General features: G+C 70.7%; 21 protein-coding genes and 1 riboswitch. Of the genes, 7 read left to right on the top strand and 14 right to left on the bottom strand.

Annotation, left to right across the window (positions count from 1 at the left end):
* Positions 1 to 239 precede the first annotated feature (239 nt).
* Genes cobO through cobW form a run of 3 tightly spaced genes read right to left on the bottom strand, consistent with a single transcriptional unit; the run spans position 240 to position 5,756 of the window.
* Positions 240 to 848 (bottom strand): cob(I)yrinic acid a,c-diamide adenosyltransferase, encoded by a 609-nt coding sequence (gene cobO / locus P7L68_RS08055; protein ID WP_372006798.1) that lies wholly within the window; start codon positions 846 to 848, stop codon positions 240 to 242.
* 50 nt (positions 849 to 898) lie between these two features.
* Positions 899 to 4,690, bottom strand: a complete 3,792-nt coding sequence (gene cobN / locus P7L68_RS08050; RefSeq protein WP_372004007.1) for a cobaltochelatase subunit CobN — start codon at positions 4,688 to 4,690, stop codon at positions 899 to 901.
* A gap of 13 nt (positions 4,691 to 4,703) precedes the next feature.
* Positions 4,704 to 5,756, bottom strand: coding sequence for a cobalamin biosynthesis protein CobW (gene cobW / locus P7L68_RS08045; protein WP_372004005.1), 1,053 nt, complete (start codon positions 5,754 to 5,756; stop codon positions 4,704 to 4,706).
* A 126-nt stretch (positions 5,757 to 5,882) separates the two neighbouring features.
* A riboswitch (cobalamin riboswitch) is annotated at positions 5,883 to 6,115 on the top strand.
* A 160-nt stretch (positions 6,116 to 6,275) separates the two neighbouring features.
* On the opposite strand from cobW, the gene P7L68_RS08040 reads away from it, so the two are divergent.
* Genes P7L68_RS08040 through P7L68_RS08025 form a run of 4 tightly spaced genes read left to right on the top strand, consistent with a single transcriptional unit; the run spans position 6,276 to position 10,467 of the window.
* Complete coding sequence (locus P7L68_RS08040; protein WP_372004003.1) at positions 6,276 to 8,249, top strand: TonB-dependent receptor plug domain-containing protein; 1,974 nt, start codon at positions 6,276 to 6,278, stop codon at positions 8,247 to 8,249.
* The gene (locus P7L68_RS08035) at positions 8,233 to 9,009 is read left to right on the top strand and encodes a ferredoxin (protein ID WP_372004001.1); all 777 of its coding nucleotides are present in this window, start codon (positions 8,233 to 8,235) and stop codon (positions 9,007 to 9,009) included. Before P7L68_RS08040 ends, P7L68_RS08035 begins: the two co-directional genes overlap by 17 nt.
* Positions 9,006 to 9,968 carry an ABC transporter substrate-binding protein gene (locus P7L68_RS08030; RefSeq protein WP_372004000.1) on the top strand — a complete coding sequence of 321 codons (963 nt, stop codon included), beginning with the start codon at positions 9,006 to 9,008 and terminating at the stop codon, positions 9,966 to 9,968. Before P7L68_RS08035 ends, P7L68_RS08030 begins: the two co-directional genes overlap by 4 nt.
* A gap of 22 nt (positions 9,969 to 9,990) precedes the next feature.
* On the top strand, positions 9,991 to 10,467 hold the full coding sequence (locus tag P7L68_RS08025; protein ID WP_372003998.1) for a group III truncated hemoglobin: 477 nt from the start codon (positions 9,991 to 9,993) through the stop codon (positions 10,465 to 10,467).
* Here the strand turns inward: P7L68_RS08025 and P7L68_RS08020 are convergent, their stop codons facing one another.
* Together P7L68_RS08020 and P7L68_RS08015 are read right to left on the bottom strand one after the other, a co-directional pair.
* Entirely contained in the window at positions 10,468 to 11,634 is a 1,167-nt protein-coding gene (locus P7L68_RS08020) for a Fic family protein (RefSeq protein WP_372003996.1), read from the bottom strand.
* A gap of 125 nt (positions 11,635 to 11,759) precedes the next feature.
* Positions 11,760 to 12,326, bottom strand: a complete 567-nt coding sequence (locus P7L68_RS08015; protein WP_372003994.1) for a helix-turn-helix domain-containing protein — start codon at positions 12,324 to 12,326, stop codon at positions 11,760 to 11,762.
* A gap of 94 nt (positions 12,327 to 12,420) precedes the next feature.
* Here P7L68_RS08015 and rhtA point away from each other — a divergent pair, with 94 nt between their 5' ends.
* Positions 12,421 to 13,317, top strand: a complete 897-nt coding sequence (gene rhtA / locus P7L68_RS08010) for a threonine/homoserine exporter RhtA (protein WP_372003992.1) — start codon at positions 12,421 to 12,423, stop codon at positions 13,315 to 13,317.
* On the opposite strand, the gene P7L68_RS08005 is transcribed toward rhtA, so the two are convergent.
* Both P7L68_RS08005 and cobA read right to left on the bottom strand, forming a co-directional pair.
* Positions 13,299 to 14,639, bottom strand: coding sequence for a cobyrinate a,c-diamide synthase (locus tag P7L68_RS08005; protein WP_372003990.1), 1,341 nt, complete (start codon positions 14,637 to 14,639; stop codon positions 13,299 to 13,301). The two genes, rhtA and P7L68_RS08005, sit on opposite strands and share 19 nt — an antisense overlap.
* Complete coding sequence (cobA, locus tag P7L68_RS08000; RefSeq protein WP_372006797.1) at positions 14,636 to 15,481, bottom strand: uroporphyrinogen-III C-methyltransferase; 846 nt, start codon at positions 15,479 to 15,481, stop codon at positions 14,636 to 14,638. The genes P7L68_RS08005 and cobA overlap by 4 nt, the downstream gene beginning before the upstream one ends.
* 122 nt (positions 15,482 to 15,603) lie before the next feature.
* Between cobA and P7L68_RS07995 the strand changes: the two genes are divergently transcribed.
* Positions 15,604 to 16,785: a cobalt-precorrin-5B (C(1))-methyltransferase gene (locus tag P7L68_RS07995; RefSeq protein WP_372003988.1), complete on the top strand. Its 1,182-nt coding sequence runs from the start codon at positions 15,604 to 15,606 to the stop codon at positions 16,783 to 16,785.
* 4 nt (positions 16,786 to 16,789) lie between these two features.
* Positions 16,790 to 17,584 carry a cobalt-precorrin-6A reductase gene (locus P7L68_RS07990; protein ID WP_372003987.1) on the top strand — a complete coding sequence of 265 codons (795 nt, stop codon included), beginning with the start codon at positions 16,790 to 16,792 and terminating at the stop codon, positions 17,582 to 17,584.
* Here the strand turns inward: P7L68_RS07990 and P7L68_RS07985 are convergent.
* The 7 genes from P7L68_RS07985 to P7L68_RS07955 all read right to left on the bottom strand — a co-directional run bounded on the left by P7L68_RS07985 (position 17,571) and on the right by P7L68_RS07955 (position 24,744).
* Positions 17,571 to 18,152: a HupE/UreJ family protein gene (locus P7L68_RS07985; RefSeq protein WP_372003985.1), complete on the bottom strand. Its 582-nt coding sequence runs from the start codon at positions 18,150 to 18,152 to the stop codon at positions 17,571 to 17,573. The genes P7L68_RS07990 and P7L68_RS07985 overlap by 14 nt on opposite strands.
* Positions 18,153 to 18,224: 72 nt before the next feature.
* On the bottom strand, positions 18,225 to 19,070 hold the full coding sequence (gene cobM, locus P7L68_RS07980) for a precorrin-4 C(11)-methyltransferase (protein ID WP_372003984.1): 846 nt from the start codon (positions 19,068 to 19,070) through the stop codon (positions 18,225 to 18,227).
* Entirely contained in the window at positions 19,067 to 20,953 is a 1,887-nt protein-coding gene (gene cobJ / locus P7L68_RS07975) for a precorrin-3B C(17)-methyltransferase (protein ID WP_372003982.1), read from the bottom strand. The genes cobM and cobJ overlap by 4 nt, the downstream gene beginning before the upstream one ends.
* On the bottom strand, positions 20,950 to 21,729 hold the full coding sequence (gene cobI / locus P7L68_RS07970) for a precorrin-2 C(20)-methyltransferase (RefSeq protein ID WP_372003980.1): 780 nt from the start codon (positions 21,727 to 21,729) through the stop codon (positions 20,950 to 20,952). Before cobI ends, cobJ begins: the two co-directional genes overlap by 4 nt.
* Positions 21,726 to 22,964: a precorrin-6y C5,15-methyltransferase (decarboxylating) subunit CbiE gene (cbiE, locus tag P7L68_RS07965; RefSeq protein WP_372003978.1), complete on the bottom strand. Its 1,239-nt coding sequence runs from the start codon at positions 22,962 to 22,964 to the stop codon at positions 21,726 to 21,728. The genes cobI and cbiE overlap by 4 nt, the downstream gene beginning before the upstream one ends.
* Positions 22,961 to 23,602: a precorrin-8X methylmutase gene (locus tag P7L68_RS07960; protein ID WP_372003976.1), complete on the bottom strand. Its 642-nt coding sequence runs from the start codon at positions 23,600 to 23,602 to the stop codon at positions 22,961 to 22,963. Before P7L68_RS07960 ends, cbiE begins: the two co-directional genes overlap by 4 nt.
* Positions 23,599 to 24,744: a sirohydrochlorin chelatase gene (locus P7L68_RS07955; protein WP_372003974.1), complete on the bottom strand. Its 1,146-nt coding sequence runs from the start codon at positions 24,742 to 24,744 to the stop codon at positions 23,599 to 23,601. The genes P7L68_RS07960 and P7L68_RS07955 overlap by 4 nt, the downstream gene beginning before the upstream one ends.
* Positions 24,745 to 24,746: the final 2 nt, after the last annotated feature.

Below are 24,746 nucleotides of genomic sequence, written 5' to 3'. Positions count from 1 at the left end.
CGCCATCGAACCCGCGGACCAGCACGAAGAGTGACTGGAACGGCTGCTTTCCACCGCCGCTTGTCGGGCTGACACCGCCGAAGATCCGCCTGAACCAGAGAGCCATGGAACATCCCCTGCGACGAAAGACCGGCGGCCGGCCGGCCTCTGACCGGAACATTCCGTCACCCGACGCCACCCGCGCCAAGGGAAAGAGACGGCATCCATGACGTTTACAACGGTTGATCCCGGCCGCGGCCTCAGAACTCAACGCCCGCCTGCGCCTTCACGCCATCGCGGAAGGGATGCTTGATCATGGTCATCTCGGTCACCAGATCGGCGGCCTCGATCAGCGCATCGGGGGCGTTGCGGCCGGTGGCGATGACATGGGTGTCAGGGTGGCGGCGCGACAGGCCCTCCACCACCTCTTCGACGGGCAGATAGCCATAGCGGAGCACGATGTTGATCTCGTCCATCAGCACCATGCGGCAGGACGGATCGGCCAGCATCTCCAGCGTCGCGTTCCACGCGGCGCGGGCGGCGGCGATATCCCGGGCGCGGTCCTGGGTTTCCCAGGTGAAGCCTTCGCCCAGTGCCTTGATCGTCACCTGATCGGGGAAGCGCTCCAGAACCGTGCGCTCGCCGGTGTCCCAGGCGCCCTTGACGTACTGGACGACGCCGACCTTGAAACCGTGGCCGATCGCCCGCAGCACCATGCCGAAGGCGGCGGTCGACTTGCCCTTGCCCTTGCCGGTGTGGACGATCAGCAGCCCCTTCTCGATGGTCTTGCCCGCGACGATCTTGTCGCGCACCGCCTTCTTCTTGGCCATCTTTTCGGCATGGCGGCGATCCTGATCCTCGGGCAGCACGTCGGCCGAAGGGGTGGCAGAGCCGGCGGCGGGGGTCTCGGAAGCGTCGGTCACGGATTGGTCTCCCTGATGGCGCGCCCCTCGGCGCGGAGTTGGGTGAGTTCGTCCTGAACGGCATTGCGGGCGGGTTGCCAGAGCCCGCGCTCGATGGCCTCGGCAAAGCGCGCGGCCATCTCGTCCAGCGCCGGGCGGTTGGCGTCGGCGATGAAGCCACGCACCCGCGGATCGCCCAGATAGGCATCGTAGAGCTGGTCGAAATGGTGGCCCTTCACGGCGTCGGTGGTGGCGGCGAAGGCAAAGAGATAATCCACCGTCGCCGCCATCTCGAAGGCGCCCTTGTAGCCGTGTCGCATCACGCCCTCGATCCATTTCGGGTTGGCGGCGCGGCCGCGCACCACCCGGCCGATCTCGGCATCCAGACTGCGGATCACCGGCAGATCGGGCCGGCTGTGATCGGGATGCCAGACCGCCGGCGCCTTGCCCGACAGCGCCTCGACCGCGGCGGCCGCCCCGCCCTCGAACTGGTAATAATCGTCGCTGTCGAGCAGGTCGTGCTCGCGATTGTCCTGGTTCTGCACCACCGCATCGGCGCGCGACAGAGCCGCCCTGAACAGCGCCTTCGCCCCCTCCCCCTCGGCGCCGGCGCCATAGGCATGACCGCCCCAGGTCAGATAGGCCTCGGCCAGATCGGCGCGGCCGGACCAGCCACCCTCGTCGATCAGGGCCTGAAGGCCGGCGCCATAGGCACCGGGGGCCGACCCGAACACCCGGAACCCCGCAGCCCGACGGGCAAGGGCGGGCTCCATGCCCTCGGCCGCGAAACCCGCGGCTTCGTCGCGCACGGCGGCCGCGATCGGGTTGGTCTCGTCATCTTCGTCATCCAGCGCCGCCACGGCGCGCACTGCGCTGTCGAACAGGTCGATCTGGGCCGGAAAGGCATCGCGAAAGAAACCCGAGACGCGGAGCACGACATCCACCCGCGGCCGCCCGAGGACGCCCGCCGGCAGCACTTCGAAACCGACCACCCGGCCCGAGGCGTCGTCCCAGCGCGGCCGGGCCCCGATCAGGGCCAGCGCCTGGGCGATATCGTCGCCGCCGGTGCGCATATTGGCGGTGCCCCAGGCGGTCAACACCATCCGCCGCGGCCAGTCGCCCTGTTCCTGGACATGGGCGTCGACCAGCATGCCGGCCGATTTCCAGCCCAGCGCCCAGGCCGCCGGCGTCGGCAGCGCCCGGCTGTCGACCGAGAAGAAATTACGCCCGGTCGGCAGCACTTCAGGCCGGCCGCGGGTCGGCGCCCCCGAGGGGCCCGGGGGCACTGCTCGCCCGGCGAGCCCGGCGAGCAGTGCCGCCATCTCGGCCGTCCCGCAGGCATCGAGGGCGGGGCCGATCACCGTCTCCGCCGTCTTCAGCACGGCTGCGGTCTCCGTCCAGCCGGGATCGCAGGCGATCTCTCCCGCCACCAGCGCCCGCGCCAGGGTCTCCAGCCGCTCGACCGTATCGCCCAGGCTGCGCCAGCCGGCAGAGGGGCCCAGCACCGCCGGACGCGGCCCCGTCCACGGGGCGCCGAAATCGCGGGACAACGGGTCGAAGCCGTCGGCCATCAGCCCCAGATCGCGGGCGAGCGCGCGCAGGATGGAGGCATCGCCGCCCTCGCCCGCATGGCGCGGGCTGCGCAGGATCGCGACCAGCAGATCCAGGCGCCGCGCCGCATCGGGGCTGGCGCCGAAGATGTGCAGACCGTCGCGGATCTGGAGTTCCTTGAGGTCGCAGAGATGGGCGTCGATCCGGGCCAGCGCCGCCTCTTCGGCCATGCCGGTTTCCACGCCGCAATCCCGGTCGAGCCCCAGCCTCGCCGCCTCGGCGACGATGCCGCGGCCCAGCTCGGGCAGACGGCGCGGGTCCATGCCCGCCGCCTCGTAATATTCGTCGACCAGCGCTTCCAGCCGGCCGAGCGGACCGTAGATGCCGGCGCGGGTCAGCGGCGGGGTCAGATGGTCGATGACCACCGCCCCGATCCGACGCTTGGCCTGCGAGCCCTCGCCCGGATCATTGACGATGAAGGGGTAGAGATTGGGCACGGGGCCCAGCACCGCCTCGGGCAGGCAGTCGGCCGAAAGCGCCAGCGCCTTGCCCGGCAGCCATTCCAGATTGCCATGCTTGCCGACATGGACGATGGCATGGGCATCAAAATCCCGCCGGGCCCAACCATAGAAGGCGACATAGCCATGGGGCGGCGGCAGGGCCGGGTCGTGATAGCTCTCGGACGGGTCGATGTTGTAGCCGCGGGCCGGCTGCACCGCCACCGCGACCTTGCCGAACAGATGCACCGGCAGGCGGAAGGCGCCGTCGGCGACGAAGGGATCGGCGTCCGGAGTTCCCCATCTGTCACTTATCCGGCCGGCGGCGCCGGGAGACAGGGTTCCAAAATGTGACCGGTAACTGTCCAGGCTCCAGGCGACACCGCCATCACGATCGCGGGTAAGATCATTGGTCGGCCCGGCCAGCAGGCGGGCCATCAGCGCCGCCCCGTCGGTGGGCGCATCGCCGGTGTCATAGCCCGCATCCTTCAGTGCCGCCAGGATCCTGGCCACACTCTCGGGCGTGTCGAGGCCGACGCCGTTGCCAAGCCGCCCGTCGCGGTTGGGATAATTGGCGATGACCAGCAGCACCCGGCGATCGGCCGCCGCCGTGCGCGCAAGCCGCACCCAGGCGGCGGCAAGCGCCGCCACATGGTCGATCCGGTCGGGCCGGGGCTGCTGGACCAGGATCGGGCATTCGGTCGCCTCGTCCCAGCGCGCCTCGGCCTTGAAGGCGACGGCGCGGGTCAGCACCCGGCCGTCGATCTCGGGCAGGGCCACATGCATGGCAAGGTCGGATGGCCCGAGCCCCCGGCTGCTGCCGGCCCAGGCGGCCTCGGATGCGCCGGAGAGCACCACCTGCAGCACCGGGCCGGGCAGGCCGTCGAAGGGGGTGCGCGCCGCCCCCCGGCCATTGGCATCCCCCAGCGCAAAGGCGGTGGTGTTGAGCACGATGGCGGTCTTCGCCCGCTCCAGCGCCGCCCGCACGAAAGCGGCCGCCGCCGGGTCCTTCAGGCTTTGGGCATGGATCATCAGCGGCGCCAGCCCGCGGGCCTCCAGCCCCGAGGCCAGGGCCTCGACCGCGGCCGTCTGCCCGCCAAGCGCAAGCGAACGGTAGAAGACGATCGCCGCCACCGGCCGGCCGCCGGCCGCCAGGGCATCGATATGCGCCAGATCCGCCCCGGTCAGCCCGGCATCGGCCGGGAGGGTACCGGTGGCAGGGTGCAGCCCCGCCGGCGGTAGCCTGACAGGTGCAGGACCGGGCACATCCCGCCGGCCCAGCAGATGCTGCGCATGCATCAGCAGCCCGGCGGCGTTGTCGATGCCATAGCCGTTGAAATAGGCCCAGATCAGCGCCCGCTCGCGCGCCGACACGGTCGACAGGCCGTCGAGCGAGCTGTCCGGCCGGTCGTCGCCGGGGATCACCACCAATGCCACGGCGCGGCTGCGGGCAAGCGCCGTCAGCCGCTCCAGCCCATAGGCCCAATAGGCGGCACCGCCCAGCAGGCGCACGATCACCAGCCGGGCACGGGCCAGCGTGCGATCGACCCAGAGATCGACCGACATCGGGTGCTTCAGCCGCTGAAGATTGACCAGCCGAAGCTCGGGCGCATCGGCGCCCAGCCGCGCCTTCGCGGCCGAGAGGCAGGCGAGTTCGGTATCCGCAGCCGTCACCACGACCATCTCGGCCGGGCTCTGGCGGAGGTCGATGGCCTCGTCGCCATCGTCGATCCGGCCGGGTTCGGCTGCGAGCAGATGCATGACGCCCGCGCCCTCAGCTCGCCGGTCGGCCGCCGAGGGCTTCGGCGACCGCGGCCGGATCCAGCCCCTGGGCGCCGATCACCACCAGGCGCGAGCGGCGCGCCTCGCCCGGCTGCCAGGGCCGGTCGAACTGCTGCTGCAACCGCGGGCCGACGCCCTGAACCAGCAGGCGCATGGCCTTGCCCGGCACGGCCACGAAACCCTTCACCCGGTAGATCGGATGCGCTTCGACCGCGGCCCCGATGCGGCCCGGCAGGGCCTCGTGATCGACGCCTTCCGGCAGCTCGACCACGAAGCTCGTGAAGGCGTCATGGCCGTGCTCTTCCTCGCTTTCGCCGTCGTGATGGCTGGGGCGGGCGGCGAGATCGTCCTCGACCGCCGCCCCCAGACCCAGCAGCACGGCCGGGTCGACCAGGCCGCGCGCCGCTTCAATCACCCGGGTGGCGGGGCGGAGTTCGGGCGCGATCGCAGCGCGGGCCCGGGCCATGCCTGCGGCATCGAGCATGTCGGCCTTGGTCACCACCACCATATCGGCGCAGGCCAGCTGATCCTCGAACAGCTCGTCGACCTCGGCCTCGTGGTCCAGGGTCTGATCGGCGGCGCGCTGGCGATCCAGCGCCTCGGGATCATTGGCGACCCGGCCCTCGGCCAGGGCGGCGCCGTCGACCACCGCGATCACGCCATCGACGGTCGCCCGGGTCTTCACTCCCGGCCAGGCGAAGGCCTGGACCAGCGGCTTGGGCAGCGCCAGGCCGCTGGTTTCGATGATGATGTGATCGGGCCGCGGCTCGCGGGCGAGCAGGGCCTCCATGGTCGGCAGGAAGTCGTCGGCGACGGTGCAGCAGATGCAACCATTCGCAAGTTCAATAACGTTCTCATCCGGGCACGTATCAATTCCGCAACCCTTGAGCAGATCGCCATCGATGCCGACATCGCCGAATTCGTTGACGATCAGGGCCAGACGACGCCCGCCGGCGTTCTCGATCAGATGCCGGATCAGCGTGGTCTTGCCCGCGCCGAGAAAGCCGGTGACGATCGTCGCAGGTATTTTCGCCCGGGTGCTCATGCGCGCCTCGCGTTGGTTCGGTTCGATCGCGGCAACGGTAGAGGTCGAATGGCCGCGCCGTCAATCCACTCTCTGAGCCCCGGTCCGGGCTGCGAAATCACGTTGCGCGCGCCGGATCGGGCCGCTAGCATCGTGCCCGCACGTGGTGCCACCCCGATCCAGGCGGAGGGGGTGGAGAATTGGGAAAGCGGTACGCGGAAGGCTCATAGCCCCGCAAAGCCGCTGCTGCCCCCGCAACGGTATGGAAGCTTAAGGCCGTCGAAACCACTGGGTCGGAAGACCTGGGAAGGGACGGCCCCCGGCCCGGATTTCCGGTCCGGCTTCCGAGCCCGGATACCAGCCCGTGACATGACCGGCAGGCCGCGGTGGGCGGTGAGCGCTGATCCAGGGGGTCTCCCTCGGGCCTGTGTTTCCCAAGGTCCGTATGCCGGCTGCCGGCCGCCCCCGTTCCGGATCCGTTTGCAGACCAGTTAGCTGCGGTCGCTGTCCCGTTCCGTCGACGAGGATGCGACCCTGTTTATGCGTTTTCCCCTATGGATCCAAGGGCTTGCAACCCTGCCACCACTTCTCGCCACCAGCCTTGCAGGGGCGGCGGAAACCCGTCTCGACCCGCTGTCGGTGGAAGCGCCGGGCATCGAAGAGACGGCAACCTCCGACCTCGCCCGCCTGGGCTGGGAAATGGAGGTGGTGACCCGCGCCCAGATCGAGCGCGCCGGCCCCTCGGCCGATGTCACCCGGGTGCTGCAGCGCTATGTGCCGGGGCTGTATGTCGCGCCCAAGAACGGCCCCTTCGACTACGCGACCTATTCGCTGCGCGGCTCGCGATCGGCCGACATCCTGATCCTGCTCGACGGGGTCCGGCTCAACAACCGGCTCTATGGCGGGCTCTACATCGACACGATTTCGACCGCCGCGATCGAGCGGATCGAGGTGGTGAAGGGCGCCCAGGGGCTGATCTTCGGCACCGAGGCGGTTGCCGGCGTGATCAACATCGTCACCCGCCGGGTGACCGGCAACGATCCTGAGGGGGCCATTTCCGGCGGCCTCGCCACCGACGGCGCCCGCCATCTCGACGGCCGGGTTGGTCACCGCTTCCCGAACGCGCCCGGCGCCCTGGATCTGATGGTCTTCGGCTCCCACGACCAGAGCAACGGCTACATCCCCTATCGCAGTGAGGACATCGAGGCCACGGTCAGCGACCGCCGCCGGTCCTATCGCGTCGCCAATCTGGGCTTTCGCGCCACGCAGCATCTGGGCGATACCGCACGCGCGGATCTGTTCTATCAATACGCCGCCGGCAAGCTGGATTTCGCCAAACCCTATGCCAACCGCGACGTCTTCAACGACCGTACCCAGCACATCGCCACCGCCAGCTTCGAGCATGCGCCGAGCGCGGCCTTCGACTATGCGCTCCGCGCCCATCTGAACGTCTGGGACACGGACTATACCCGCATCCACAATCTGGAGGGCGGCGGCACGACCACGGTCAATGACGGCGACTATTGGGGCTTTAAGGATTACGGGCTGAAGGCTCAGGGCCGCTGGCGCTTCGCCGGACAGGAACTGCTCTTCGGCGCCGACAGCCAGTTCTACCGCGGTGCCGACGATGTGCTGGTGATCGGCAGGCAGACGGGCGAGGCCTATGGGCTGTTCACCCAGCTCCGGCCGCATCTGGATGCCCTGCCCGAGACCGATCTGTCGATCGGCACCCGCTACAACTGGACGGCCGACGGTGCCGAGGCGCTGGTCTGGTCGGCCAGCATCCGCCAGGGCTTCGGCCCGGCCTTCGTCCGGGCACTTGCCGGCACATCCTTCCGCCTGCCCACCGCCGAGCAGCTCTATGCCAACGACGATTGCTGCGCCAAGGGCAATCCCGGCCTCGACCCCGAGACCAGCCGCGAGGTTGAACTGGGCGGCGGCATCGAATTCGATCTTGGCCGGGATGCCCGCATCACCATCGAGGCGACCGCCTTCCGGCGGGAGATCGACGACATGATCGGTGACGACGGTGAGCGCTTCATCAACATCTCCGAAGGCGTGCTCTCCGAAGGTGTCGAACTGGAGGTGGGGCTCGATTTCGCCCGCGGCTGGTCGACCGGCGCCGGCGCCACCTTCGTCTCGACCGAGCGCCGGGACACCGGGGCACAGATCGACAACATTCCGACCCGCCACGGTTTCGTCCGGATCGGCTATGAGACGCCGGATGACAGCCTGGGCTTCGCGCCCGGCGACAGCTGGGGGGCCGATCTTTACGCCCGTCATGTCGGCCATGTCCGTGCCCGCGATGTCGCCTATGGGGATTATGTCGTCTTCGATGCCTCGGGCTTCTATGCCTTCGGCCCCAAAGGCGCCCACCGGCTGACCCTGACGGTGGAAAACCTGTTCGACCAGGACTATGCCACCGCGCGCGCCGGCACCAGCACGTCCGGCCGCTATGTCGATCAGCTGGGCCGGCCGCTCACCGCAGAACTGCGCTATGGCTACAGTTTCTGACATGCCGGCCAATGCCGCCCCACCGGACGTGATCCTTCTGCTGGTCCGCCGCGGCTATGGCAGCCCGCGGCGGCTGGAGGCACTGCGCGCGGCCGTGGCGGCGCACCTGGCCGACGAGACCGGCTTTTCAGGACCGGTGGTGCTGGCCTTTGCCGAACTTGCGGTCCCGTCGGTCGCGGGCGCGCTGGAGGCGCTCGACGGCCAGGGCCGGGTCCGGGTGCTGGTGGTCGACCTCGTCGTGCCGGCGGATATGAGCCTGCGCGGCTGGCTGCCCGGTGCACTGCACGACTGGGCCAACCGCCGGGAGGTTACGCTCGACATCGCCTTCTCGGATCCGGTCGATGGCGATCCGGCCTTCGTCTCGGCCGTGGTCTCGCGCATCACGGCCGGTCCGGTGGAAGACGTGCGCCAAAGCCCCGCCACCGACAGCCGGCCCTCCTGGAACGACCCGCCGGACCATGCTTTCCATCTCTTCGCCTGCGACGGGCCGCGCTGTGCCCACCGCGGATCGGGTGCCGTCTGGACGGCGATGCTCGATGCGCTGGAAGAGGCGGGGCTGCGCGGCAAAACGGCGGATCGGGTGATGGTCACCCGCACCCGCTGCCTCTATCCCTGCAATCGCGGGCCGGTGGCGACGATCCATCCGGGCGGCTTTTGGTATGCAGTGCCCGATGCCGGCGCCGCCCGGCGGATCGCCACGGAACATCTGAGGGACGGCCGGCCGGTGGCCGATCTGCTGTTCCGGGAGGGGCGGGATTGACGCGGCTGGCGGCCCTGCTCCTGCTCTGCCTGGCCCTCATGGCCGGGCCTGCCCGTGCCGCCGATGCCTGTGGCAACCCGCCCCTGCCCGACCGCCCGCCGGAGCGGGTGGTCGTGGTGCATCAGCACGCGATCGAGATCCTGCTCGCCCTGGGCCTCGCCGACCGCATCGCCGCCGCCGGCTATCTCGACGATACCCTGCCGCCCGATCTTCAGGCCGGGTTCGACAGCATCCCGGTCAGATTCGACCGCTATCTCGCCACCGAAGCGGTGGCGGGCCTGCTGCCGGATCTCGTGCTGGGCGGCTTCGCCTCGGCCTTCGGTGCCGGCGGGCTGGGCCCGCGTGAGACCTTTGCACAGTTCGGCATCCCAACCCATGTGCTGGCCTCGGGCTGCATGGCCGCGGGCGATGATCCGGTCGCGACCGCGATCGCCGACATCCGGCAGATGGGTGTGCTGTTCGATCGCGAGCAACGGGCAGATCAGCTTGTGGCCGGGATCGAGGCCGGGATCAAGGCGCTGGAGCCTGGGCCGGCCTTGACGGTCTTCATCTATGACGGCGGCGACAAGGCGCCCTATACCGTCGGCCGCGACGGTCTGCTGACCCGCCTGCTCGCCCGTGCGGGTGCGCGCAACATCTTCGACGACACGCCCGGCCGCTGGGCAAGCGTGTCGTGGGAAACCGTGCTCGCCCGGGATCCCGACCTGATCCTGCTGGTCGACACCACGGCAGACCCCGCTGCGGAGAAGCGGCGCCGGCTCAAGACCGATTCCGCCCTTTCCGGTCTCCGCGCCCTGCGGACCGGGCAGATCGCGACCCTCCCCTTTTCCGAAACCGTTGCCGGCATCCGCACCGGCCTGGCCGCCCGCCATCTGGCGCGGACCCTGGCCGCGGCGCGCCAATCGGCCGCAGACGCCCCCCTTGCAGGAGATCGCCCGTCGGCTCATAACATTCCCTGAAGATACATCTATGGAGGCCGAGATGACCGCAGATCCCGAAGGCGGGCCCGCCCGCCGCGAGGCGCTGACCCGCGAGGTGATGGCGGCAACCGGCCTCGACGACACGACGATCGGTCTTGTGGTCGACCGCTTCTACGACCGGGTGCGGGCCGATCCGGTGCTGGCGCCGCTCTTCGCCGCCCGTCTGTCGGATGCGGATTGGGGCCCGCATCTGGCGAAGATGAAGCGCTTCTGGTCGTCCCTCGCCCTGATGACCGGCGATTATCACGGCCGGCCGATGCAGGCCCATCTGCCTCTGCCCGTCTCGGGCGCCGATTTCGACCGCTGGCTCAGCCTCTTCCGCGAGACCGCAACCGAGCTCTGCACACCCCCGGGCGCCGCCCTGCTGATCGATAAGGCCGAACGGGTCGCCGCCAGCCTGGAACTCGGCATCGCCGCCGGCCGCGGCCACATGCTCCGCCGGGGCGAAAGGCTGCCGGCGGTCACCGGCGCCCCCTGATTATCGGGGCAGAGGCTCGGTGCCTTCGGACAGGATCGCCATCAGGGCATCATAGGCAAAAACCCGCCCACGCCTGCGCCCGGTAACTTCGCGCACGATCCCGAGTGTTTCGAGCTGGGCGAGAGCGGCATTGGCAGTGGGCGTCGACAGCCCGGTCGCGTCCACCAGGCTGGCCGCCGTAACGAACGGCGTCTGCCGCAGAACCTCCAGCACTCTCAGCGCCGAATTCGGATTCGGCAGGCCGGACGTCACCCGATCGCGATCGCTCCGATGCAGGTCGAGAATACGCTGGGCTGCGCCATAAGCCTGTTCGGCAGTCTGTGCGACACCTTCAAGGAAGAATCCGATCCAGCCTTCCCAGTCCCCTGCTTCCCGCACCGCCTGAAGATGATCGTAATAAGCCCGTCGATGGGTCTTGAGATACAGGCTCAGATACAGCAGCGGCTGGGCAAGCACGCCGGCCTGCAACAGGTACAGGATGACCAGCAGGCGCCCGACACGGCCGTTGCCATCGAGGAAGGGATGTATGGTCTCGAATTGCACATGAAGCATGGCGGCGCGGATGAGCGGCGGCAGGTTGTCTTCGGCATGTATGAAACGCTCCAGCGCATCCAGACAGGCATGCATCCGGTCGACGGGCGGCGGGACGAACATGGCATCAGACGGCCGCAGCCCGCCGATCCAGTTCTGGGTCCGCCGGAATTCACCGGGTGCAGCTGCCTCGCCCCGGCTGCTTCTGAGAAGACGGGCGTGCAGTTCGCGCACCAGCCTGAGCGAGAGCGGCAGATCCCGCAAGCGCTCGACGCCGTAGATGAGGGCATCGACGTAGTTGGAAACCTCTCGCACATCGTCAATCGGGACGCCCGCTTCAGCCGCTGCTTCAAAGCGAAGCAGATCGGTCAGCGTCGATTGCGTGCCCTCAATCTGAGAGGACAGCAGGGCTTCCTTGCGGACATAGAGATACAGAAAGAGCTCCTGTCGCGGCAACATGGACACGATACCATCGAGGCGCCCAAGCGCCCGGTCTGCGCGGCCGAGCAGGGCCATGAAGGGAACGGGATCGACGGCCGGGACCGGCGGCAGAGCCGGCGGGACGAAGGCATCCACCCGCTCGTTCATCACGACAACCGGGACCCGCTCTCCCAGGCGCCTTGGGTCGACCACCATGCCTCCCACATCCCTTATTTAAATTTTTGCGATTTTCTTTAATAAGCCTGCCGGCTGATTAAACGCCTTAAATAAGCGGGGGACCAGCCCGGGATCGAGGTTGGGGCCGGGGCAGGCGGGGTGGCTCAATAGACGACGTTGCGCAGGAAGCGCAGCAGGCCCGGCCCCGGGTTCACATAGGCGAAGGGGCGGTCGGTGGGGAAGGCGTGGAAGTCGCCGGCCTCGACGATCCGCGTGGTGCCGTCGACCTCCACGGTCAGGCGGCCTTCCAGCACATAGACCATGTCCTGCCAGCCGGCAGGATCAGGGCCCGAGGCATAGCGGTCGCCGGGGCCGAGCGACCAGAGCCAGAGTTCGGCCGCCTGGGCTGCCGCAACCCCGGTCAGCAGCGTGCCGCGGCTCTCGGGCGCCGGGCCGGCCCAGGCGAGGGCGGCGATACGGCCGCGATCGGCTGTCGGATCAGGGCTGCGGACCAGATCGACGAACAGCACGCCCAATCCCGCCGCCAGCCGGTCGAGGGTGGCCAGGCTGACATTCGCGTCGCCGCGTTCGATATTCACCAGCATCCGGCGGCTGACGCCGGCACGTTCCGCCAGCGCCTCCTGGCTCATCCGGGCTTCCTGGCGCAGCCGGCGCAGATTGCCGGCCACATGCTCCAGGATCGGCGGGCGGCCCCCGTCTTGACTGTGCATTATATTGCCCATATCCTCCGCTCTGAGCAGTATATTACATCATGCTTCCGACGCCGGAAGCCCCCCTCCCGCCCCGCCCGAAAGCCTGCCGACCATGTCCTCCCGCCACCAGGGCTCGATCCTGCTGCCCGTCGGGCTGCTGCTGATCGCGATCGCCTCGATCCAGAGCGGCGCCTCGCTCGCCAAGACGCTGTTCCCCGAGATCGGGGCTCAAGGGGCGGTGACGCTCAGGCTGGTCTTCGCCTCGATCCTGCTGATGGCGGTGTTCCGGCCCTGGCGGGTGCGCTTCACCAGTTCGGCGATGAAATCCGTGGCGATCTACGGCCTGGCGCTGGGGGGCATGAACCTCTCTTTCTATATGGCGTTGCGCACCGTGCCGCTGGGCGTGGCGGTGGCGCTGGAATTCACCGGTCCATTGATCGTGGCGCTGGCCGGCGCCCGCCGGCCGATGGATTTCCTGTGGGTGGTGCTGGCGGTGGCGGGGCTGCTGCTGCTCCTGCCGGTGGGCGGCCTCGAAAACGGTGTCGATCCGCTGGGGGCCGCCTATGCGCTGGCAGCCGGTGCCTGCTGGGCGCTCTACATCCTGTTCGGCCAGAAAGCGGGTGCCACCCACGGCATGCAGACCTCGGCCTATGGCGCACTGATCGCGGCGGCGCTGGTGATGCCCTTCGGCATCGTCCACGCCGGCACCGGGCTGCTCGATCCCGCGATCCTGCCGGTGGCGCTGGTGGTGGCGGTGCTGTCCACCGCCCTGCCCTATGCGCTGGAAATGGTGGCGCTGACCCGCCTGCCGACCCGCACCTTCGGCATTCTGATGAGCATCGAGCCGGCCATGGCCGCCCTGTCGGGCCTCGTCTTCATGGGCGAACAGCTGTCGATGCTGCAATGGCTGGCGATCGCCGCGATCATCTCGGCCTCGGCCGGCACCACGCTCACCGCCCGGCGGGGCAGCGCCGCCGCACCCGCCCCGGCTCAGCCGGCCACGGACTGATCCACCGCGATCAGATGCAGGAACGAGCCGGCGACCCGTCCGGCCCGAAGCCCCTGCGCCGCGGCGACCGCGGCCCCGGTCGCATCCTCGACCGACGACCAGAGCGGCGTGCCGCGCTCGGCGGTGATGGTGGCATAGTGGAATTCATGGCCGCGCCAGAGCCTGCCCTCCAGCGGCCCCGCCGTCATCCGGCCAAGGCGATAGCCAAGATGCAGCCGTCTTGTGGCGAAACTGGTGGAAAGCCCCAGCAGCCCCGCCATCGGCCAGTCGCGGCCATCGGCATCGGTCAGCACCTCGCCCAGCGCCATATAGCCGCCGCATTCCCCGAAGATCACCGCCCCGCGATCCCGGGCCGCTTCCAGCCCGCGCACCCAGGCGCGATCGGCCGCAAGCCGCCCGGCATGAAGCTCGGGATAGCCGCCGGGCAGCCAGACGGCATCGGCCGCCGGGTCCGGCGCCTCCCCCGCCAGCGGCGAAAAGGGCAGCACCTCGGCACCCGCCGTGTGCCAGTCCTCCAGCAGATGCGGATAGATGAAGGCAAAGGCATCGTCGCGGGCAAGGGCGATCCGCCCGCCCGGCGGCGGCACCGCCGGCCCGGGTTCCGCCGCCACCAGCCGGGCGCCCAGGGTCGCTGGCCGGGCCAGCGCCGCCACGGCATCCAGATCGACATGCGCCTCGACCAGATCGGCCAGCCGATCGAGCAGCGCGTCCAGATCCGTGGTTTCGCGGGCCTGCACCAGCCCCAGATGGCGCGACGGCAGGGCGATATCGGCCCGACGGGGCACGAAGCCCAGCGCCTTCACCCCCGCCTCGGCGGCAGCCGCCGCCAGCACGCGCCGATGGCCGGGGCCACCGACCCGGTTGAAGATCACCGCCGCGACCCGAACCGCCGGATCGAAACTGCGGAAGCCGTGGATCAGCGCCGCCGCCGAGCGCGCCTGCGCCGCGGCATCCACCACCAGCAGCACCGGCAGGGCGAACAGCCGGGCCAGCGCCGCCGCCGACCCGTCACCGCTCACCCCCGGCGCCGGCGCGCCGTCGAACAGCCCCATCACCCCCTCGATCGCAAGCAGACCGGCCGGCATCCGGCCTTCGATCAGCCTGGCCAGCCGTGCCGGCGCCATCGCCCAGCCGTCGAGATTGACCGAGGGCCGGCCCGAGGCCGCCTCGTGAAAGGCCGGATCGATATAGTCGGGGCCGAGCTTGGCGGCGGCGGGGCCGAGGCCGCGGCGCCGGAAGGCGCGGAGCAGGCCCAGCGTCATGGTGGTCTTGCCGCCCGAAGAGGCGGGGGCCGCCAGGATCAGCGCCGGCAGCGGGGTCACGAGGCCGCCTTGTGTCCGCGGGTGCCGAGCGGATCGCGTTCCGGCGTCCGGCTGCCGTCCAGCACCCCCATCCAGTCGAGGGCGGCCCGCAGCCGGACCACCGGCCCCATCACCACGATCGAGGGCGCCTCGATTCCCGATGTTTCGACGTCGTCATGGGCGCGGGCGAGCGTGGTCTCCAGCACCCGCTGATGCGGCGTGGTGGCGCGGCTGATCACCGCGACAGCCTCGTCGGGATCCCGGCCACCGGCAATCAGCCGGCTTGAAATCTCGCCCAGATGCTTGAGGCCCATATAGAGCACGATCACCGGTGACCCCTTGGCCAGCGCCGCCCAGTCGATGCTGCCGGTAACGCCGCCGGTGGTGTCGTGGCCGGTGATGAAGCTGACCACATGATTGGTATCGCGATGGGTGACCGGAATGCCGGCATAGGCCGAACCGCCGATCCCGGCGGTGACGCCCGGGATCACCCGGAAGGGAATGCCCGCCTCGACCAGCGCCAGCCCTTCCTCGCCGCCACGGCCGAAGACGAAAGGATCACCGCCCTTCAGCCTGAGCACCCGCAACCCCTCGCGGGCGAGCGCGATGATCCGGAGCGTGATGTCGGCCTGCTTGGGCGAGGGCCGGCCACCGCGCTTGCCGGCATATTCAAGCCGCACATGGGGTCCGGCGAGCGCCAGGATCCGCTCGTCCACCAGGGCGTCGTAGACGATGACATCGGCCGAGGCGATGGCATGGGCGGCCCCCAGCGTCAGCAGCGCCGGATCGCCCGGCCCCGCCCCCACCAGCCAGACCTGGCCCGGCTCGAAGGCAGGCAGGCCCAGCAGGCCCGGCAGCACCATCCCGGCACCGCCCGGCACCACCCCCGGCATCTCCTTGCCCTCTGCCTCGCTCATCGCGCCTTACCTCCGTTTGTCACGGCCGGGGCCATGACCCTTCCGCCGCTTGATGATATCGTCGCGCCATGACCACGACCCGCGCCATACCGGAAACCCTGCCCGGCAATCAGACCTCCGGCCGCAAGCCGGGGGGCGGGGCGGCTGCGCCTCAGCTCCGCTCGGGCTGGACCACCGGTGCCTGCGCCACCGCGGCCACCGCCGCCGCCTTCACGGCCCTCGCCACCGGCCGGTTCCCCGACCGCGTGGAGATCACCCTGCCCAAGGCCCCCCTCCGCACGGGGCAGCGCCCGGTCTTCGCGGTCGCCGAGCGGCGGGTGGAAGCCGACGGTGCCATGACCGCCGGCATCGTCAAGGATGCCGGCGACGACCCCGACGTCACCCATGGCGCGCTGATCCTGGCGACGCTGCACCCGGCGCCCCGGGGAACGGGTGTCACCTTCCGCGCCGGCACCGGCGTCGGCACCGTCACCCGGCCCGGCCTGCCGATCCCGCCCGGGGAACCGGCGATCAACCCGGTGCCGCGCCGGATGATGACCGACACCGTGGCCGAACTCGCATCCCTGCTCGACCATCCGGGCGATGTCGTCGTCACCATCTCGGTCCCCGGCGGCGCGGCCCTTGCCGAGCGGACCTGGAACCCGCGCCTGGGCATCCTGGGCGGGATCTCGATCCTGGGCACCACCGGCGTGGTGGTGCCCTATTCCTGTGCCGCCTGGATCCATTCGATCCATCGCGGCGTCGATGTCGCCCGCGCCGCCGGCCTCGACATGGTCGCCGGCTGCACCGGATCGACCTCGGAGGCCATGCTGCGCCGGCTGTTGCCCGATCTGCCCGATCATGCCCTGATCGACATGGGCGATTTCGCGGGCGCACTCGCCAAATATCTGCGCCACCACCCGGTCCCGCGCCTGGTGGTGGCCGGCGGCTTCGCCAAGCTGGTCAAGCTGGCCCAGGGGGCGCTCGACCTGCATTCCAGCCGCTCGACGGTGGATTTCGGCCGCCTTGCGGGCCTCGCCGCCGGCATCGGCGCCGGGGCGGAACTGGCCGCCGCGATTGCCGCCGCCAACACCGCCAAACAGGTGCTCGACCTCTGCAGTGCCGCCGGGCTCGACATCGCCCGACCGGTGGCCGAGGCGGCGGGGGCGACGCTCGCCGCCGCGGTCACACCCGCCGCCGTGGCAATAGACGTGGTGGTCGCCGACCGGGCGGGCAAGCCCGTCGCCGCCACGGCCGGGATCCGGATCTGAGCCGATGGTCGAACCGCTCAAGCTTCTGATCCTCGGCGGCACGGCCGAAGCCGCGGCCCTGGCCGAGGCCGCCACCGCCGCCGGCCACGAGGTCTGGACCTCACTCGCCGGCGCAACCCATGCACCGCGACGCCCGGCGGGCCGGCTGGTCTCGGGCCCGCTCGGCGGCATCGACGGCCTGACCCGGCTGCTGCTGGAAGAGGGTTTCGACCGGCTGGTCGATGCCACCCACCCCTTTGCCGAGACGATCTCCGCCAATGCGGTCGAAGCGGCGATGCGGGCCGGTGTCCCCCGGATCACGCTCCGCCGCCCACCCTGGACCGCCGGTATCGGCGACCGCTGGTATGGCGTGGCGGATCTGGCCGACGCGCTGAAAACCATGCCGCGCGCGGCAGCACCCGAGGATGGACGGGTGTTCATCGCCACCGGCCGGCGCGGGCTGAACCTGCTGGCCACCCGCCCCGAATACAGCTTCGTGGTCCGCACGATCGAGCCGGTGGCCGTGCTGCCGCCGGGCATCGACGTCACCCTGGTCCGCGATCGCGGCCCCTTCGATCTTGCCGCCGAACGCGCCTTCTTCACCGAACACGCGGTCTCGGCGGTGGTCGCCAAGAATGCCGGCGGCACCGGTGCCGAAGCCAAGATCCAGGTCGCGCGCGAATGCCGCATCGCCGTGCTCATGATCGACCGTCCGCCCTCGCCCCCGGGCCTCTGGGCCAGCCGGGTCGACGACGTGGTCGACTGGCTGGCCCGGCCGGTGGCGGAAGACCAGGCTGTCCCTCCGTTCAGCCGGCCATGAGCACGAGACCGGCGGCGGCGATGCCGGCGCCGATCAGACGCTCGATCTTCCCCGCCTGCAGCTTCTGCAGACCGGTGGCGATGGCGATGCCCGCCAGATGCAGCACACCGGTCGCCGCCAGGAAGCCCAGGGCATAGAGGGCGGCCGAGCCCTCGCCCGCCATCTCGGTGCCGTGGGCATGGCCGTGGAACAGCGCGAAGACGCCGGCAATGGCGGCAGCCGCCGCCGGGTTCGGGCGGAAGGCGAAGGCGATCATCAGACCGAAGACCACGATCGAAGCGACGATGCCGAGCTCCACCCCCGGCAGGCCGATCCCGGCCATGCCGAGCGCGCCGCCCGCGATCATCAGCGCCATGAAGCCGAGCGGCGCCGCCCAGATCATGCGGCCGCCGGTCTGGCCCGCCCAGAAGCCGACCGCAAGCATGGCCAGCACATGGTCGAGACCGCCGATCGGATGGGTGAAGCCGCTCATGAAGCCGGCGACGTCGTGGCCGGGATGGGCGAAGGCGGGGCCGGCCACCAGGGCGGCGGCGGCGGTCAGCGGCAGGATCAGGCTGCGTCGGAACATGGGATCGTGTCTCCGTCGTCGGGACGTCCGGTGCGGACAGGGTTCAGGAAGGAATCCGAGGGGTCGCCGGATTCAGCGGGAGAGGGGGTCGGCGTCCCCGACGCGGGGGGCAACGCCGGCCGCGGGTTCGGGCAGGCTGCCCCGGGGACGTTTCGGGGCGGCACGAACCGGCCGCAGCACATGCGCATGCCCCGGATCATAAAGCGCACTGTCGGCGAAGTCGCCGGGCTCGAAGACCCGGCCGACCAGGATCAGAGCCGTGCGGGTGATCTTCGCGGCCCGGACCCGGGCCGCGATATCGGCCAGCGTGCCGCGGATGATCATCTGGTCGGGCCAGGTCGCCCGATAGACCACCACCACCGGGCAGTCGTCGCCGTAATGGGGCGCCAGAGTCCGATGGATCTGGGGCAGGAAGCGGATCGAGAGGTGAATGGCGAGCGTTGCCCGCGACCGGCCCAGCTCTTCCAGCGTCTCGCCCTCGGGCATGGGGGATGAGGCATGGCCGGTGCGGGTCACGATCACCGTCTGCGAAATGCCGGGCAGGGTCAGCTCGCTCTGCAGCGCCGCCGCGGCGCCGGCGAAGGCGGGCACACCCGGGGTCACGTCGAAGGGGATGCCCAGCGCCTTCAGCCGCCGCATCTGCTCGGCCGTCGCGCCATAGATCGAGGGATCGCCGGAATGGACACGGGCGACGTCCTCGCCCCGGTCATGGGCCGCCCGCATCTCGTCGACGATCTCGTCGAGGGTGAGGGGGGCGGTGTCGATCACCCGGGCACCGGCCGGCGCCCAGGCCACCACCTCGGCCGGCACCAGAGATCCGGCATAAAGGCAGACCGGGGCGGCGGCGATCAGGTCGCGGCCACGGATGGTGATCAGATCGGCCGCACCGGGGCCGGCACCGATGAAATGAACCGTCATGCCACGGCCTCTCCTGATCCGTTCCGGCCGAAACCGGCATCTGCAAAACTGTCCTCGCCGCGGCTGCCATAGCCGCGGGGGGTGTAGACCCGGGTGCCCTGCCCCAGCTCCAGCCGCCGGCTGCCGCGGGCACCGACCATCACCAGGGTCAGCATGTCGACCGCATCGACCGCGAGCCCGTCCAGATCGGTGATGGTCACCGTCTCGTCGGGCCGGCCCAGATTGCGGGCCAGGATGACCGGGGTGGCGCCGCCGCGGGCCTCGATCAGAATCTCGCGGGCACGGGCCAGCTGGTGGCGCCGGCGGCGCGAGACCGGGTTGTAGAAGGCAATCACGAAATCGCCGGCGGCCGCGGCCCGGATCCGGCGTTCGATCACCGTGAACGGCGTCATCAGATCGGACAGCGAGATGGTGCAGAAATCATGACCGAGCGGCGCCCCCGCCCGCGCCGCCGCAGCCTGGAGCGCGGAAATCCCGGGTGAGACCTGCACCGGCACATGCGCCCAGCCGGGGCGGGGCTCGCCCATATCCTCGCCGCGCTCGATCAGCTCGTAGACCAGCGCCGCCATGGCATAGATGCCGGCATCGCCCGAGCAGACCAGCGCGACGCTTCGCCCCTCGGCCGCAAGATCGAGTGCCGCGGCGACGCGGCGTTCCTCCTCGCCCAATTCATAGCCGTGGCGACGCTTGCCCGCCGCGGCCGGACCCAGCAGATCCAGATAGAGCCCATAGCCGACCAGATCGGTCGCCTCCGCCACCATGCGGTCGACCTCGGGCGTGCGCCAGTCGGCCCGGCCGGGGCCGATGCCGACGACATAGAGCATGCCCGGCGCGCGCCCGACCTCGCCGGCCGCGATCGGTTCGGGGGCGAGCGCCACCGCACAGGTCGCCCGTGGCGATTTGCGCTTGGTCACGATCAGGTCGCCCGCAGGACCTGCCGCCGCAAGTGCTGCCGCCTCGGCGACCCCGGCCACGCCCACCGTCGCCCTCACATAGTCGGACGGGGTTGCAAGGCGCGGGGTTTCCTCGGCAAGCCGTGCAGCGGGGAAGACCCGGACCGGCAGGCCGCGTGCCGCGGCCGCAGCCGCGATTCCGGCCTCGTCCGACTTGATGTCGATGGTGGCGATCAGGGCGACGGCTTCGGGTGCCAGACCGGCGCCGGCCAGGGTCTCGTCGATCAGCCCGCCGATCTCGTCGGCCCCGGCACCGCGTTCGCAGCCGATGCCGACGGCAAGGCGAGCCGGATGATAAAGCAGCCCGCCTGCCGTCACCTCCCGAAGCCGGTGATCGATCACCAGCGGCACGCTGCCCTCCGCCGCCCGCGGCAGGGGGGCGAGCCAGGCCGGCAGATCGCCCTCGGGCCGGACCGAGGCCCCGGCGACCAGCGCCGCCATGGCGGGTTTCGGATCCAGCCCCGCCGCCAGCCGCCAGCCGGCCGGCGGCTCGTCGAGGGCGATACCGAAGCGCAGATCGCCGGCCGTCGTCACCGCCGCCACCGCCCCCAGCGCCTCAGCCAGATGGCGGGCCAGATCATTGGCGCCGTGATGGCCGCCCAGAAGCGGCACGACCGCGCTGCCATTCTCGGCGAGTGCCAGCACCGGCGGCTCGGCCGTCTTGTCGGCCAAAACCGGGGCGAGCATGCGGATCAGCGCGCCGGCAGCCGCAATGCCCAGGATCGGCCGGCCGGCCAGGAACAGGCCGCGCAGCCCCTCGGCCACGGAGTCGAGCGGCGCGACCAGGGCGCGATCTTCGGCCGCAAGCCGGGCATGGGGGCCGGTGATCACGGCGCCCGGCAGCAGCGCCTGAACCCGCCGGGCCAGCGGCAGCCCCGACGGCCCCAGGATCAGAACGGCCGGTGCGGCGGTGGAAAAGATGTCGGTCATGCTGTCGCCTCGCCGCGCCGGTGAACCAGGATCAGGCTGAAATAGGGCACCGCCTCGTCGGGAAGGTCGGCAAGTTTCAGGATGCGCTCGCCGGGCCAGGTGGCGCGCTCGACATACCAGGCCCGGGCCAGCAGCCCGGCGTCCTCCAGCACCCGGCGCAGCTTGGGCAGGTGGCGGCCGATCTTGAGGATCGCCATGCCGTCGGCGGCGGCGATCCGCGCCGCAAGCTCGGGTTCGGGCAGGGTGGCCGGGATCATCGCCAGACAGTCGGTGCGGGCGGCGAGCGGCAGGCCGATCCGCGCCGCCGCGCCGGCCATCGAGGTGATGCCCGGCACCACCTCGACCGGGAAACGCCCCGACAGTCGGGCGGCCAGATACATGAACGAGCCGAAGGTCAGCGGGTCGCCCTCGCACAAGAGGCCGACATCACGGCCCTCCGCCAGATGGGCGGCGATGGCCGCGGCGCCGGCATCATAGGCTGCGGCCCCGGGGCTGCGGTCGTCGCGCATCGGCATCTCGATCTCGACCAGAACCGCCTCAGGGGCGATCAGCCCGCGGGCGATGTTGAGCGCCATGCCCCCGGCGGCACCCGCCGCCCGGATATGGGCAACGACCCCCAGACTGCCGAGCAGCCGGGCGGCCTTGAGCGTGATCAGCTCAGGGTCGCCGGGGCCCAGACCCAGACCGATCAACCGGCCCGGACCGATCAACCGGCCCGGACCGATCAACCGGCCCGGACCGATCAGCCGGCCAGTCGTCGAACCTGCCCCGCTCATACGCGCCGCCAGGCCCATTGGGTGACCGGCATCGCCGCCCGCCAGCCCAGATGCGGCCCGACCGGCTCGGCGCGGGCGATCTGGATGCGGGTCAGATCGCCGCCATGGCGGGCCTCAGCCTCGATCAGCGCCGCCTCTCCCGACAGCGTCACGGCATTGGCGACCAGCCGGCCGCCCGGCCGAAGCAGGGTGACCAGATGGTCGATCAGCCCCGCCTGCGCCACGGCGCCGCCCAGGAAGACCGCATCCGGGGCGGGCAGCCCCGCCAGCGCCTCGGGCAGCCGGCCTTCGATCAGCTTCAGCCCCGGCACGCCCAGCCGAAGCGCATTGGCCCGCGCCCGATCCAGCCGGTCGGGCCGCTGTTCGATGCCGATCGCCCGGGCGGTGGGCTCGGCCCGCAGCCATTCGATCGCGACTGAGCCGTTGCCGGCGCCCAGATCCCAGAGCAGCGCGCCGGGCGCCGGCATCAGCCGGGCCAGGGTGATCGCCCGCACCTCACGCTTGGTCAGCTGGCCGTCATGGTCGAAGGCGTCGTCGTCGAGCCCGGCAAGCGTCGGCAGCCAGTCGGTCGCGGGTGCCGCCACCAGGTCCACCGCCACCGTGTTGAGATCAGCCGCGGGGCGCTGATCCCAGTCGCCCGCCAGCCCCCGGCGTACAGCCTCCCGCGGGCCGCCCAGGCATTCGAGCACCACCATCGGGCTGGCGCCGAAACCGCGCTCGGCCAGACGGGCGGCGATCGCCGCCGGGGCCGCGCCGTCGTCGGTATATATAACGAGACGTGCGCCGGGCTGGAGATGGCGGTCGAGCAGCGCCAGCGGCCGGCCGTGCAGGGTGATGATCCGGACCTCCGGCAGCGGCCAGCCCAGCCGGGCACAGACCAGGCTCGCGGCCGAGGGGGCCGGATGCACGCTCAGCGCATCGGGCCCGAACCAGCGGGCGAGCGTGGTGCCGACGCCCCAGCAGAAAGGGTCGCCGCTGGCCAGCACCACCAGCCGGCGTCCGCGCGCGGCTTCGATCGCCGGCCGCAGATCCTTGAGCGGGCTGGGCCAGGCCAGGCGCGGGCGCTGATCTTCCGCGGGCAGCATCGCCAGATGACGATCGCCGCCGATCAGCAGCTCCGCCGCGGCCACCTCGGCCCGGGCCTCGGTGCCGAGACCGTCCAGGCCGTCCTCGCCGATGCCGATGATGGTGATCCAGGGGGCGGTTGCGGTGGTCAGAGTGGCGCCGTCCATCATCCCGCCCCCTCCTCATTGGGCGCCCAGAGGGCATTGACGGCCGCCGAGGCCATGGCGCTGCCGCCCATCCGCCCGGGCAGGGTGAGGAAGGGCACCCCGCAATCGGCCTCGATCAGCGCCTGCTTGCTCTCGGCGGCGCCGACGAACCCCACCGGGAAGGCCAGGATGGCCGCCGGGCGCGGCCCCCCGCCGGCGATGATCTCCAGCAGGCGGAACAGGGCGGTCGGCGCATTGCCGATCGCGACCACCGCCCCCGCCAGCCGGTCGCCCAGCGCATCGAGGGCTGCGGCCGACCGGGTGGTGCCGTCGCGCGCCGCGATCGCCGCCGTCTCGTCGCAGTCGAGCCCGCAGAGAATGCCGGTAGCCGCCGGCAGCCGGCGGCGGATGATGCCCGAAGCGACCATGCGGCAATCGGCGATCACCGGCCGGCCATCGGCCAGCGCGGCGCGGCCGGCCGCGGCCGGATCCCCCCGCCAGGCAAGATGCGACGCCACCTCGACCATGCCGCAGGCATGCACGACCCTGAGCGCCAGCGGCACCAGGGCCGCGGGCAGCCGGTCAAGCTCCGCCTCGGCACGGATGATGGCGAAGGATCTGGCATAGATCTCGTCCGGCACACGCAGCCAGGCCGCACTCATCCCCCCGATGCCTTCTTCAGACTGGACGGCCCGAGCGGGTGGTCGGCATGGGGATAGGGGTGGTGGTGGTGGCCATGATCATGGCCGGCTCCGTGATGGTGGGACCCGTGATGGTGGTGGTCGTGATGGTGATCGTGGCCATGGGGATGATCGTGATCATGGTGGTGATGGTGATCATGCCCGTGATCATGCCCCGCGGCACCGGTGCCGATGCCCTCCACATGATGGTGATGGCTTTCCTGCGGCAGGCCACGCTCGGCCTCGAAGCCCAGCACCTGGACCCGGTATTTGCACATCTGGCAGTTCATGTTGCCGGTGCCCTGCAGGATTTCCTGCACCCGGTCGATCATGGTTTCCACCACCTGCGGGTGGTCGCGCAGATAGCGGGCCTTCACGAATTCGATCTCGGGGAAATCGGCCGCCACCCGGTCGACGGCGTCGTAGATCCGGTTGACCAGAATGCCGGTGAACAGGAAATACGGAAACACCACGATCCGCCGGAACCCCAGCCGCACCGCGTGGCGGAGCGCCGGTTCGGTCAGGGGAAAGGTGACGCCGGAATAGGCGGTCTCCGCCCAGCCGAGGCCCAGCCCCTCCCAGAGCATGCGGCCGACCTTGGCGACGTTGGAATTGGCGTCCGGATCCGAGGCGCCGCGGCCGACCACGACCAGCAGGGTCTCGTGGCGCGGGATGGGATCGGTCACCGGCCGGGCGGCATCGGCACGGGCGATGGCCGCCTCTACCCGCTCTCCCGCCGCCTTCAGCATCCGCGGGTCGATACCCAGTTCACGGCCATAGCGGATGGTGAAACCGGGATCGGCCAGGCCGCCGGCCATCTCGCCGCCCGTGCGCACGCTTTCCTGATAGGTGTTCAGCACCGAGGGGATGTCGTTCTTGGCATGGCCGGCGGCGAACAGCATGCCCGGCACGGCCAGAACCTCGCGCACGCCCTGGGCCCGCAGCCGGTCCAGACCTTCGCGGATGATCGGGCGGGCGAATTCCAGATAACCGTATTCGACGGGCACCGGTGCAAAACGCCGGCGCAGCTCGATGGCCAGCTCGGCGAATTCGTCGACCGCCCCCTGATCGCGGCTGCCATGGCCGCAGATCATCAGTCCCTGACCGGCTCCAAGCCCGAACATCG

Source organism: Tistrella mobilis (assembly GCF_041468085.1).
Taxonomy (GTDB): Bacteria; Pseudomonadota; Alphaproteobacteria; order Tistrellales; family Tistrellaceae; genus Tistrella; species Tistrella mobilis_A.
The sequence above is the reverse complement of the archived record's forward strand: the minus strand, read 5'-3'. Positions and strand labels throughout refer to the sequence as shown.

What these genes read in the sequence shown, in the direction of transcription:
- cobN (WP_372004007.1), bottom strand. Translation starts at nt 4,690, where the DNA reads ATGCATCTGCTCGCAGCCGAACCCGGCCGGATCGACGATGGCGACGAG.
- cobW (WP_372004005.1), bottom strand. Translation starts at nt 5,756, where the DNA reads ATGAGCACCCGGGCGAAAATACCTGCGACGATCGTCACCGGCTTTCTC.
- P7L68_RS08040 (WP_372004003.1), top strand. Translation starts at nt 6,276, where the DNA reads ATGCGTTTTCCCCTATGGATCCAAGGGCTTGCAACCCTGCCACCACTT.
- P7L68_RS08035 (WP_372004001.1), top strand. Translation starts at nt 8,233, where the DNA reads ATGGCTACAGTTTCTGACATGCCGGCCAATGCCGCCCCACCGGACGTG.
- P7L68_RS08025 (WP_372003998.1), top strand. Translation starts at nt 9,991, where the DNA reads ATGACCGCAGATCCCGAAGGCGGGCCCGCCCGCCGCGAGGCGCTGACC.
- P7L68_RS08020 (WP_372003996.1), bottom strand. Translation starts at nt 11,634, where the DNA reads ATGGTGGTCGACCCAAGGCGCCTGGGAGAGCGGGTCCCGGTTGTCGTG.
- P7L68_RS08015 (WP_372003994.1), bottom strand. Translation starts at nt 12,326, where the DNA reads ATGCACAGTCAAGACGGGGGCCGCCCGCCGATCCTGGAGCATGTGGCC.
- rhtA (WP_372003992.1), top strand. Translation starts at nt 12,421, where the DNA reads ATGTCCTCCCGCCACCAGGGCTCGATCCTGCTGCCCGTCGGGCTGCTG.
- cobA (WP_372006797.1), bottom strand. Translation starts at nt 15,481, where the DNA reads ATGGTGCTGCCGGGCCTGCTGGGCCTGCCTGCCTTCGAGCCGGGCCAG.
- P7L68_RS07995 (WP_372003988.1), top strand. Translation starts at nt 15,604, where the DNA reads ATGACCACGACCCGCGCCATACCGGAAACCCTGCCCGGCAATCAGACC.
- P7L68_RS07990 (WP_372003987.1), top strand. Translation starts at nt 16,790, where the DNA reads ATGGTCGAACCGCTCAAGCTTCTGATCCTCGGCGGCACGGCCGAAGCC.
- P7L68_RS07985 (WP_372003985.1), bottom strand. Translation starts at nt 18,152, where the DNA reads ATGTTCCGACGCAGCCTGATCCTGCCGCTGACCGCCGCCGCCGCCCTG.
- cobM (WP_372003984.1), bottom strand. Translation starts at nt 19,070, where the DNA reads ATGACGGTTCATTTCATCGGTGCCGGCCCCGGTGCGGCCGATCTGATC.
- cobJ (WP_372003982.1), bottom strand. Translation starts at nt 20,953, where the DNA reads ATGACCGACATCTTTTCCACCGCCGCACCGGCCGTTCTGATCCTGGGG.
- cobI (WP_372003980.1), bottom strand. Translation starts at nt 21,729, where the DNA reads ATGAGCGGGGCAGGTTCGACGACTGGCCGGCTGATCGGTCCGGGCCGG.
- cbiE (WP_372003978.1), bottom strand. Translation starts at nt 22,964, where the DNA reads ATGATGGACGGCGCCACTCTGACCACCGCAACCGCCCCCTGGATCACC.
- P7L68_RS07960 (WP_372003976.1), bottom strand. Translation starts at nt 23,602, where the DNA reads ATGAGTGCGGCCTGGCTGCGTGTGCCGGACGAGATCTATGCCAGATCC.
- P7L68_RS07955 (WP_372003974.1), bottom strand. Translation starts at nt 24,744, where the DNA reads ATGTTCGGGCTTGGAGCCGGTCAGGGACTGATGATCTGCGGCCATGGC.